Genomic DNA, 9,884 nt, shown 5'->3' with positions numbered 1-9,884 from the left:
TTTTATTTAGGTACAATATCTAACCCAAACAACACTTTTTCGGTATCGGACAGATCCCCAATCATACGTTGCAGGGGGAGAGGCAGTTGCTTGATTAAGGTGGGGATGGCAACGATGTTATCTAGGTGCATTTGTTCTGAAGACTGATAAACATCAATCACTTCTAAGTCATATCGTCCTTGTAAATAGGTTTCACAGATAGATTTGATCCGTTGTAGCGCCCTCGTCGAACGGGGAGTTGTGCCGGCAATATATAAGCGGAGACAGTAATGTTGCTGTTCCAGTTCCGCGATTGCTTGTTCAAAATTTGCCATCAAATTATTGTTGTCTTCTTGCAGTAGCTGATTGTCTTCCGGCGGTACTTCATTTACCATTACTATTTCCTCTCAACTGTCTGTGTTCAGAGTGTTTTTTCATTCTTCAACCTTTGCGATATCAAGTCCTACTAAAACTTTTTCCTGATTAGATAAATCCCCAATGATTTGCCGAATCGGTTGCGGCAGTTTTCGCACTAGGGTTGGAATTGCCAGAATTTGATCTTGCTTCGCTAACTCCGGGTTCTGTAATAAATCAATAACTTCAATTCGATATTGAGCGTGGAGGTATTCTTCACAGAGCTTTTTCAGGTTAGCAAAGGCTCTCACTGATTTGGGAGTCTGGCCGGCAATGTACAGTCGCAGTTCCCATCTCTCTAATTTAGGTGAATTCAGTTCGCTATGTTGATTCATAATGGCTATTTCCCTGTTTTCTAAATGTGGTAACTGGTTAATCAGCCCGACGAAGTTGCGCGATGATCCTTTGATCCTGAAGAAACCCGACTTTATTCATATTCTCCTCTTGATTTAGGCGATCGACTTCTGCTTTTTCTGCCTCCATCTGCATCTGTAATGTAGTAATTTGAGTCTGAATTAATTGTCGTTGCTGTTCTAAATCTCGCCGTCGGTTAGCAATTTCTTGCTGTCGTCGTATAGTTGCTTGTTTATCCGCTAACTCCTGAATTGCCCTGGCGGTTCCAGTTAGTACCTTGTCCTGTCCTAAGTAAACATCTACCAATTCCACGCCTTGACTTGTTAATCGGAATTCTCGCACCTGGTTTGAGTGTTCCATCCCGCGAGACTTGATGACTTGCAGGATGCGATTGCGCTCGCCGTTGCTTTCAATTACCCGCACTTCTAGCCAGGTATCCATCAGCGAAGAAATCCCGATCTCTGTATTTTCCAGGGGAGTTCCGCCACTAATTAGGTTGTTCATCAACACTGTGATTTGTTGCGATTTTAAGTAGTCAATTACGCGCATAAAGAAGGCTTTAACTTGCAGAAGACTGCCAGTTAAAGTTAGGTTGCTGATCGGATCGATGATGACGGTAGTAGGCTGAAAATAGTTGATCCATCGATGAATTTGTACTAAATGTACTTCTAAACCATGAGCGGTAGGACGTAATGCTTGAATCTGTAGCAATTCCTGTTGAATATAACGCTCTAAATCCATACCGATCGATCTCATGTTACGGAGAATTTGTTGGGGGGCTTCCTCAAAGGCGAGATACAGGCACTTTTCTCCGCGCTGACAGGTGGCGGCGGCAAAAGCAGCAGCGATCGTACTTTTGCCTGTCCCAGCCATCCCCGTGATCAAAATGCTACTACCGCGAAAGTAACCCTCTCCTCCCAGCATGGCATCTAGGCGGGGGATGCCACTGGAGATGCGATCGCTAGAAACGTTATGATTTAGTCCAATGGAGGTAATTGGTAAGACAGAAATACCATTTTCTTCTATTAAGAAAGGATATTCGTTACTACCATGTTGAGAACCTCGATATTTAAAAATTTGCAGCCGCCTGGTAGAGAGTTCTTCATAAACTCGCTGATCCAAACGAATAACGCAATCAGAGACGTATTCTTCTATGCCTTGACGAGTTAGGCTATTATCACCTCGTTCACCTGTGATAATAGCAGTAACACCTTTGGTTTTGAGCCAACGAAACAAACGGCGGAGTTCTGCTCGGACAATGCCAGTATTGGATAAACCGGAAAACAAAACTTCAATCGTGTCTAGAACTATCCGTTTGGCACCAATGCTATCGATCGCATAGCCCAAGCGAATGAAGATCCCTTCTAAATCGTATTCACCAGTTTCTTGAATTTCGGAAGGATCGATATACAAACAGTCAATGCTGAGCTTTTTTTCGGCTACCAATCGATCTAAATCCCACCCCAAAGAAGTGACATTTTGAGTGAGCTCTTCTACGGTTTCTTCAAAGGATATAAATACCCCTGGTTCGCCGTATTCTGTCGCGCCACGAACTAGAAATTCCATTCCTAGCAGAGTTTTACCGCAGCCAGCAGAACCACAAACCAACGTCGGTCGTCCTTTGGGTAGTCCGCCTCCAGTAATTTCGTCTAGTCCCTGAATTCCAGTGGGACATTTGGGTAATTGGATATTGGTGGACTTGCTTGTTTTTTTCTGATTGAGTTGAGTCATTTTGGCTGATTGAATTAAGTCATCAAGTATTCTAAATCTCAAATCTAAAAATCGATCGTCAAAGGTGCTCTGGGAAAAGGAATTACATCTCTAATATTCCCCATTCCTGTCATAAACTGCACTACCCTTTCAAATCCTAAACCAAACCCTGCATGAGGCACTGTACCATAGCGCCGTAAATCTAAGTACCACCACAAATCCTCTTTATTCATTCCCTGCGCTTCGATGCGTCGTTCGAGTACATCTAATCTTTCTTCCCGCTGGGAACCGCCGATGATTTCTCCAATTTTTGGCGCTAAAACATCCATTGCCCGCACTGTTTTTTCATCGTCGCTCAAGCGCATATAAAATGCTTTAATTTCTACTGGATAGTCGGTGACGATTGTGGGCTTTTTAAACAGTTCTTCTGCTAAATAGCGCTCGTGTTCTGATTGCAAATCCAAACCCCATTTTACGGGAAATTCAAATTGCTTATCTGCTTGTTCCAAAAGCCTGACTGCTTCGGTATAAGTAATCCGCTCAAACTGATTGTTAATAATGTTTTCAGCCGTTGCCAAAACTGTCTTGTCAATCCTCTCGTTGAAAAATTCGATATCTTCCTGGCAAGTTTCCAACACATATTTAAAAATGTGTTTTAGGAAGGCTTCGGCTAAATCCATATCGCCTTCTAAGTCGCAGAATGCCATTTCTGGCTCTATCATCCAAAACTCGGCTAAATGGCGGGAAGTATTGGAATTTTCGGCTCGGAAAGTCGGGCCAAAGGTGTAGACATTCCCGAAGGCCATCGCCATAACTTCGGCTTCTAATTGGCCGCTAACTGTGAGATAAGCTGGTTTGCCAAAAAAGTCTTTGGTAAAATCAATTTGTTCTCGATCGTTGCGGGGAATATTTTTCAAATCAAAGTTAGTAACGCTGAACATTTCCCCTGCGCCTTCGCAGTCGCTAGCGGTGATAATTGGAGTGTGAACCCAGAGAAAACCGCGTTCTTGAAAAAATTGGTGGACGGCATGAGCGCAGGCGTTACGGACGCGAAATACAGCACTGTAGGTATTTGTGCGCGATCGCAAGTGCGCGATCGTCCGCAAAAATTCAAAGGAATGACGTTTTTTCTGCAATGGATAAGTTTGCGGATCTGCATCGCCGTAAACTGTCACCGCCGAGGCTTTCAATTCTATTCTTTGTCCCTTGGCTGGGGACGCAACTAATACTCCCGTGACTTCGACGGATGCACCTGTATTTAATTGCTTGACAATGTGCTCATAGTTTGGTAAATTTAGATTGATTACTACTTGTAAATTAGCCATTGCTGAGCCGTCGTTAACTTCGACAAAGGTAAATTCTTTCAATTCCCGCTTGGTGCGAACCCAACCTTGAACTGTTACATTTTCGTCAGGTTGACCATTTCGCAGAAGGACTGCAATCCGTTGTGTTGTCATATTTTTTAAGAGTGGGATCGATTGAGGTTGTATCTGTTTTATTCGATTATAAATATTATACTCCCTATAGAGTGCCTTCTAAATAGCTTCAGTGAGAATCCTTAAAAGTAGGATCGAGTGAGATAAGACATAGCCATCATCACGGTCAAAACTAATTCACCATGCAAACTTTAACATTTGACAGTATTTTAGACGCGATCTAAACCTTGTCTACTGATGAACAAACCACTCTACTTGTCATCATGTACCGGAGACTTAGCGATCGCCGTCTTACTGAAATTGCTGCTAATATTGCACAAGGAAAACAAGATTATCAATCGGGAAACGTCTTTCGAGGTAAGGTTAATGATGCGATCGCAAAGCTAAATCAACGCGATCGCCCTTGGTAATATAATAGTCAATGTCAACCTTGATATCGAAAGAAATATGAAAGGTAATAGATAATCAGCAGATGACTGTTGTCAGTATCGGCGTGCAAGGTGCTTATACTTGGGAAAGCTACGAAACTAATTTGCAAAAGTTAAAAGATTGGTTAGAACAACATCCTGAATATGAAGTTGTGGGGCCACCGCGCCGATTATTTTATAATTCGCCCATGACTCCAGAATCTATTAAAATGAGTGAAGTACAGATTGCGATCGCGCTCAATTTTCCTCAATCACCGCTAATGTGAACAACAACTTCCCGCATATTTCCTCGCTGTCGATGTTCCCATAAATAAATACCTTGCCAAGTTCCTAATACCAATCTCCCTTGTGAAATCGGAATTTGTTCCGAAGTATGAGTTAAAGTAGTACGAATATGTGCCGGCATATCGTCTGGCCCTTCGGCATCGTGAATGTAATAAGGCCCTTCTGGCACAATCTTAGCTAAAAAGTTAGCTAAATCTCGCAACACATCAGGATCGGCATTTTCTTGGATTACCAAGCTAGCAGAAGTGTGACGCAAAAATAGAGTACAAAGTCCTATTTTAACACCTGATTTAACTACTGCATCTTCTACCTTGGAAGTGATGTTACATAGAGATTTACCAGCGGTTTGAATTCTGATTAACTGTTGATAGTGAGTCATGGTTTAGTGTTGAAAATAATTAACTACAGATTGTGCAATTGTTTCAGTCCCGTATTTATCTAATTTATCCGATAAGCGTGGCGGTTGCAAAGATTGTCGCAGAAATTCCCAGTTACTCTCAAAAAAATCAGAATTTGATATAATTTGATGGTGAGCATAATTCTGAATGCCTTCTAATAACACTGGAGATTCTGCAAACCCTTCCCGCGTGAGAGAAACTATCGGTATTTCCACGCGCAAAGCTTCTGAAAAAGTGCTGTATCCTGGTTTAGAAATTAACCGCCCACATAGCGGCATAAAATCAATGGGGCGAAAGGGGATTAAAGTAGATTTTTGGGAATCCCTGTTATTAATATTTATCAAGTTTGGTAAAGCGGGTGCTTGAGGGTCAAAACTGATGAATTGCCAATCGGGAAATTGTTGTAAATTGTGGTAGGGTATTTGTTCTAAACCCAAGCCGCCGAAGGTAAGCAATACTGTTTTTTCAATAGGTGCTTTGATGCCAAATTTCTCCTTAAGTTCATCTAGATTATAGCGAGGATCGCCGCCAGTTAACCCGACATCCTCAATGTGAGGAAAAGTGCTCATTGGTTCATGTAAAGGCAGACGAAATAGGCGATCGCACTTGCTAAAACATTCGCTAATCCAATCTGCTATTTCTATAAATTCACCGCCCCAATCGCGATAGATAAAGTCCCAGCCAAAGTTACTCAGCATCCAGCAAGGAATGCCCGCCGCTTTAGCAATGGGAGCAGCTAAAGGGGGGATATCAGCAAGCACTAATCCCACGCGATTTTGCTTAATAAAATCAACTTCACTAGCTATAATTGACCGCTGTTGGGTGCGAAGTTCTTGTAATTTTTCCAGCGTAAGACCTCGATCCATATTCAAGCTATCAGATTGCACAACTCCAACATCAAAGGCACGGGGGCGGTGAATAAAATCGCCTGTGATGTAAGATTCTAACAACCATCTCGGTGCAGTTGTCACCATAATTAATAAAATATCTGGATATAATTTCTGAATTGTTCCGGCAATGGATGAGGCGCGGACAGCATGGCCGAATCCGTGATTGGTGATGGCTATATATAACGCTGGTCTAGGCATAAGATTAATCAAGCTTTATGTTTATATACTATGATATAATAGAATGGTATTTGTGTAAATAAATATATTGGGGGAGATGTAAGATGACAGTACAAATCAGTACAACGTCCACAGTTAATATTGATCCAGGTGAAATAGAGCAGATTGAAAAACTTTATACTCTCAGAAATCGATCGGAGGTGTTGAAGTTTATTGAGGAATATCCTTTTTTGATTCCAGTTTTATTGGAAGCGCCCGACGAGATTCGCTATTATTTTCCCAGCGATGCACTAATTTTAGATATGGCGATAGATCCAGAAAGCTCATCGACCGATGATGATAAACTGGTACTCTTGATTGCTACAGACATTGATGCTGATGAGTCAGTTGACAGGCTTTGGGAATTAGATAATGCTTGGTGGCTTAATGCTTCGCGGCGTTCGCAACATAAAATGTTTACCAATCTGGAGTAATGAGTTTTAATTGGTCGGAATATCTCGCTTTAGCTCAACAATTGGCTGGAAAAGCTCAGATTTCTGCTACTCAGGAATCGCGGTTACGTTCAGCTATTAGTAGAGCATACTACAGTGCTTTCATTCAAGCACGAAATCACTTGCGCGATACAATGGGTCTTTCGATTCCGCGCAAAAATACTCATGAGTACGTGATTAAGCAATTTCAGAATAGTTCTGACCCTATTCGCCAACAGATAGGTGAAGCTCTGGATCGTATCCGATATAATCGCAACCTGGCAGATTATGACGATACGGTTGCTAACTTACCAGTTATTACTAGGAGGTCTTTAAAATTGGCAGCGAAAGTTATCTCCAATTTACAAAACCTTTGATAATGAGGCAATCCTTCTTTAGACTGAGTAAAAAAGCGATTATCTCATATAAAATATACTATTTGACTAGCGATCGCGTCAACTAATTTATCAATTTCTGACTCCGTAGTAAAATAATGAACGCAAGCCCGCACGCAGTCAGGCGAGAGAATTGTCCGCACCATACAATTCTGTTGATACAAAAAATCTACTAGCCGATCGTGGGGTTTTCCATTAGTCAATTCAAAAGCAACTAAACCCGCTGCTGGCGGTGACTTCCGCAGACAATTAACGCCATCGATCTCAGATAAGCGCTCCCAAAGATACCCACTCAAACGGCAGATTTCTTGATAGCGTTCCTCAATAGTTCCCCACTGGTGATGAAGTGCGATCGCTTCCCGCAAACCTGCATATAAAGGATAGGCAGAAGTTGCCACTTCATAACGCTGCGCTCCCCCTTTCCAACCAGTAGGATTACCAGTTTTATCCATAACAATTGAACGCCAACCAATAAAACTTGGATACAAATCTGGCAAAGCCTCAGCACTTACATACAGTCCCCCCAAACCTTCTGGCCCGCACCACCATTTATGACCCGTGAAAGCATAGAAATCTACGCCAGAATTAATCAAATTCAAAGGCAATACTCCCACTGATTGAGCTGCATCTACTAACACTCTGACCATCCCATTTTTAAGAGTAGAAACAGGAGAATCATGGCAAACTTTAACGATCTCATCTAGAGGTAAAACTTGACCCGTATTCCACAAAATATGACTGATTGCTAATAGGCGAGTATTTGGTCGCAAATGTTGAGCAATAACCGCCGCCGGATCTCCCTGATTCAAAGTTGCCATTAGCGGACAAGTAGAGATTTCAATATTAAATCTGCGCTGAAGTTCCATCGCAGTTGCTACAATACCAGGGTGCTCGCAATCCGACAGCAACAGGTGATCTCCAGGCTTCCAGTCAATGCCCCAAAAAGCAATATTGCAGCCGACGGTGACATCCTCCGTTAGTGCGATCGCCTCCGCTGGGACATTTAACTCAGATGCGATCGCCGATCGTGTTGCGATCGCCTCCCCTGTCACCCAAGCATTGACCTCCCTAGAAAAAGGCCCCATTTGCTGCACGCATTCATACGATCGCTTGATAGCCTCTAAAGACATCTGGGGCAGCGGGCCCTGTCCCCCATAGTTAAAATAAGCTTTATTAGCTAAAGCTGGAAAATGCTGCCGATGAGCTGCTAATTTTGAATTTGTCATTGGTGTTATCCCTGATATTTTTGTCCAGCAGTCAGTTAACCTTAAGAATAAGCTATCCACCCAATCTAAAATTAAAAGCTAACATCCATATTATCCCCTAAATGTTGATAACAGATAAACAACTTCTTAACTACCAACGCTGCAATCGCCGAGCATTTTTAGATGCTTACGGAGATATCAACCAATTAGACCCAGCCAGCGATTTTCTGCTGAAACTGATCCGCGATAGCTTAACTTATCGCCAAACAATTGTAGAACAGCAAGCATATCATCAACCATACTATCCTCATGGAGATTGGGTAGCAGGTACAGAAGCTACTTTAAGTTTAATGCGCCAAGGCGTTGATCGCATTTATCGAGGAGTGCTTTTGCAGCATGAGAAATCGGAAAATTTATCAGAATCGATCGAAAATTCGGAATTTTCCAATATAGTAAATCCCTCATTTCTTCCTTCAAATATTGCCTTACTCAGCCGTCCCCACTTGCTAGTAAAACAGCCGGGGGATTCGGATCTTGGCGATTGGATGTATGCTCCTGCTGACATTTGGATCGCCAAGCGACCCAAACTTGACTATCAAATTGTTAGTGCTTTTCATGCTCAGGTGCTAGCGTCGGCACAGGGGGTAATGCCCGATACTGCATGGTTAATTCTGCGAGAAAAAGGGCCTTATGCGGTGAATTTGTGGCAGCGGTTGCCTCAAATGCAGGAAATCTTAAAACATTGCATTCAGATGTTTGAAGAAAAAAACGACCCAGAGATGTTTATTTCTCGTCAGAAATGCAATCTTTGCCGCTGGTATACCAGTTGTTATGGGATTGCCGAATCAAAAAAACACCTTTCTCTCTTGCCGGGAGTCACACCTGCACGTTATGCTCAACTGCAAAATCTTAATTTAACTACAGTCGAATCTCTGGCTTTAGCAAATCCTGAATTGTTAATTACTTACCGGGAATTTGAGGGCCCAATAGCAGCGCAGTTGGTGCAGCAAGCTCAATCAAAACTGCAAAATCAAGCAACGATCAGAAATTCGATCGCCGAAAATGGAAGTTCAGAAAACCTAATTCCTAATTCCCTCTTTCCAACTCCTACTTCCCCATTATCAAGACCAAATTACCCATCTAATTTTTTAACTACCACCCCAGTAGAAATATACTTCGATCTCGAAGCAGAACCAGAGCTAAATTTAGATTATCTGCAAGGTGTATTAGTAGTAGATCGGTCTAAAAACACAGAGACTTATCATGCTTTTCTAGCAGAAACACCCGCTGATGAAGGTTTAATCTGGCAGCAATTTTTAGACTTAGTTTGGAGTTATCCCATCGCTCCCATTTTTCATTTTTGCGACTACGAAATTCAAACTGTCAAGCGGTTAGCGCGATGCTACAAAACTCCAGCTTACCAGTGGCAACCAGTGCTCAAACGTTTTGTCGATATTCACAAACAGGTGACGCAAACTGTCACCTTGCCAGTAGATAGTTATGCTCTCAAACCCATTGCCCGTTGGATGGGTTTTGAGTGGCGCGACGCTAAAGCGAATGGAGCTCAGTGCGTCTGCTGGTATGATGAGTGGTTAAAAACGGGCGATCGCGCATTTCTCGATGCGATCGTCCGTTATAATGAGGATGACTGCCGCGCCACCTACCATGTTAAGGATTGGTTAGCAAGCTTTTTACAGAATATTTAATTATTTGTTAGCGATCGAGAATTAGCTTTTTTGCCTT

Annotated in this window: 12 protein-coding genes; 5 read left to right on the top strand and 7 right to left on the bottom strand. The window is 42.4% G+C overall.

Annotated elements, in window-relative coordinates; all coding sequences use genetic code 11:
- Positions 1–2: 2 nt before the first annotated feature.
- Genes OSCIL6407_RS0112595 through asnS form a run of 4 tightly spaced genes read right to left on the bottom strand, consistent with a single transcriptional unit; the run spans position 3 to position 3,914 of the window.
- Positions 3–374: a circadian clock KaiB family protein gene (locus OSCIL6407_RS0112595; RefSeq protein ID WP_007353371.1), complete on the bottom strand. Its 372-nt coding sequence runs from the start codon at positions 372–374 to the stop codon at positions 3–5.
- Positions 375–413: 39 nt separating this feature from the next.
- A complete protein-coding gene (locus tag OSCIL6407_RS0112590; RefSeq protein WP_007353370.1) occupies positions 414–728 on the bottom strand; it encodes a circadian clock KaiB family protein in 315 nt (104 codons plus the stop codon).
- 37 nt (positions 729–765) lie between these two features.
- Entirely contained in the window at positions 766–2,478 is a 1,713-nt protein-coding gene (gene kaiC / locus OSCIL6407_RS0112585; protein ID WP_007353369.1) for a circadian clock protein KaiC, read from the bottom strand.
- 44 nt (positions 2,479–2,522) lie between these two features.
- The gene (asnS, locus tag OSCIL6407_RS0112580) at positions 2,523–3,914 is read right to left on the bottom strand and encodes an asparagine--tRNA ligase (protein ID WP_007353368.1); all 1,392 of its coding nucleotides are present in this window, start codon (positions 3,912–3,914) and stop codon (positions 2,523–2,525) included.
- Positions 3,915–4,156: 242 nt separating this feature from the next.
- Here asnS and OSCIL6407_RS34240 point away from each other — a divergent pair, with 242 nt between their 5' ends.
- Both OSCIL6407_RS34240 and OSCIL6407_RS0112570 read left to right on the top strand, forming a co-directional pair.
- Complete coding sequence (locus OSCIL6407_RS34240; RefSeq protein WP_007353367.1) at positions 4,157–4,303, top strand: hypothetical protein; 147 nt, start codon at positions 4,157–4,159, stop codon at positions 4,301–4,303.
- A 62-nt stretch (positions 4,304–4,365) separates the two neighbouring features.
- Positions 4,366–4,587 (top strand): hypothetical protein, encoded by a 222-nt coding sequence (locus OSCIL6407_RS0112570; RefSeq protein ID WP_007353366.1) that lies wholly within the window; start codon positions 4,366–4,368, stop codon positions 4,585–4,587.
- Here the strand turns inward: OSCIL6407_RS0112570 and OSCIL6407_RS0112565 are convergent.
- Positions 4,569–4,985 carry a secondary thiamine-phosphate synthase enzyme YjbQ gene (locus OSCIL6407_RS0112565; RefSeq protein ID WP_007353365.1) on the bottom strand — a complete coding sequence of 139 codons (417 nt, stop codon included), beginning with the start codon at positions 4,983–4,985 and terminating at the stop codon, positions 4,569–4,571. The genes OSCIL6407_RS0112570 and OSCIL6407_RS0112565 overlap by 19 nt on opposite strands.
- A 3-nt stretch (positions 4,986–4,988) precedes the next feature.
- Entirely contained in the window at positions 4,989–6,092 is a 1,104-nt protein-coding gene (locus tag OSCIL6407_RS0112560; RefSeq protein ID WP_007353364.1) for a precorrin-6A/cobalt-precorrin-6A reductase family protein, read from the bottom strand.
- An 83-nt stretch (positions 6,093–6,175) separates the two neighbouring features.
- Here OSCIL6407_RS0112560 and OSCIL6407_RS0112555 point away from each other — a divergent pair, with 83 nt between their 5' ends.
- Entirely contained in the window at positions 6,176–6,544 is a 369-nt protein-coding gene (locus OSCIL6407_RS0112555) for a hypothetical protein (RefSeq protein WP_007353363.1), read from the top strand.
- On the top strand, positions 6,544–6,918 hold the full coding sequence (locus OSCIL6407_RS0112550) for a hypothetical protein (protein ID WP_007353362.1): 375 nt from the start codon (positions 6,544–6,546) through the stop codon (positions 6,916–6,918). The genes OSCIL6407_RS0112555 and OSCIL6407_RS0112550 overlap by 1 nt, the downstream gene beginning before the upstream one ends.
- A 44-nt stretch (positions 6,919–6,962) precedes the next feature.
- Here OSCIL6407_RS0112550 and OSCIL6407_RS0112545 read toward each other — a convergent pair whose 3' ends face one another.
- Positions 6,963–8,162, bottom strand: coding sequence for an aminotransferase class V-fold PLP-dependent enzyme (locus OSCIL6407_RS0112545; protein WP_007353361.1), 1,200 nt, complete (start codon positions 8,160–8,162; stop codon positions 6,963–6,965).
- A 101-nt stretch (positions 8,163–8,263) separates the two neighbouring features.
- On the opposite strand from OSCIL6407_RS0112545, the gene OSCIL6407_RS0112540 reads away from it, so the two are divergent.
- Complete coding sequence (locus tag OSCIL6407_RS0112540; protein WP_007353360.1) at positions 8,264–9,847, top strand: TM0106 family RecB-like putative nuclease; 1,584 nt, start codon at positions 8,264–8,266, stop codon at positions 9,845–9,847.
- The last annotated feature ends 37 nt before the right edge of the window (positions 9,848–9,884 follow it).

This window comes from Kamptonema formosum PCC 6407 (genome assembly GCF_000332155.1).
Lineage (GTDB): Bacteria > Cyanobacteriota > Cyanobacteriia > Cyanobacteriales > Microcoleaceae > Kamptonema > Kamptonema formosum.
This window is presented reverse-complemented; position numbering and strand designations above follow the sequence as displayed.

Bases quoted from the DNA above. Each gene is read 5' to 3' on its own strand.
- OSCIL6407_RS0112540 (WP_007353360.1), top strand. From the start codon at position 8,264: ATGTTGATAACAGATAAACAACTTCTTAACTACCAACGCTGCAATCGC.
- OSCIL6407_RS0112570 (WP_007353366.1), top strand. From the start codon at position 4,366: ATGACTGTTGTCAGTATCGGCGTGCAAGGTGCTTATACTTGGGAAAGC.
- OSCIL6407_RS0112555 (WP_007353363.1), top strand. From the start codon at position 6,176: ATGACAGTACAAATCAGTACAACGTCCACAGTTAATATTGATCCAGGT.
- OSCIL6407_RS34240 (WP_007353367.1), top strand. From the start codon at position 4,157: ATGTACCGGAGACTTAGCGATCGCCGTCTTACTGAAATTGCTGCTAAT.
- OSCIL6407_RS0112560 (WP_007353364.1), bottom strand. From the start codon at position 6,092: ATGCCTAGACCAGCGTTATATATAGCCATCACCAATCACGGATTCGGC.
- OSCIL6407_RS0112545 (WP_007353361.1), bottom strand. From the start codon at position 8,162: ATGACAAATTCAAAATTAGCAGCTCATCGGCAGCATTTTCCAGCTTTA.
- asnS (WP_007353368.1), bottom strand. From the start codon at position 3,914: ATGACAACACAACGGATTGCAGTCCTTCTGCGAAATGGTCAACCTGAC.
- OSCIL6407_RS0112590 (WP_007353370.1), bottom strand. From the start codon at position 728: ATGAATCAACATAGCGAACTGAATTCACCTAAATTAGAGAGATGGGAA.
- kaiC (WP_007353369.1), bottom strand. From the start codon at position 2,478: ATGACTCAACTCAATCAGAAAAAAACAAGCAAGTCCACCAATATCCAA.
- OSCIL6407_RS0112595 (WP_007353371.1), bottom strand. From the start codon at position 374: ATGGTAAATGAAGTACCGCCGGAAGACAATCAGCTACTGCAAGAAGAC.
- OSCIL6407_RS0112550 (WP_007353362.1), top strand. From the start codon at position 6,544: ATGAGTTTTAATTGGTCGGAATATCTCGCTTTAGCTCAACAATTGGCT.
- OSCIL6407_RS0112565 (WP_007353365.1), bottom strand. From the start codon at position 4,985: ATGACTCACTATCAACAGTTAATCAGAATTCAAACCGCTGGTAAATCT.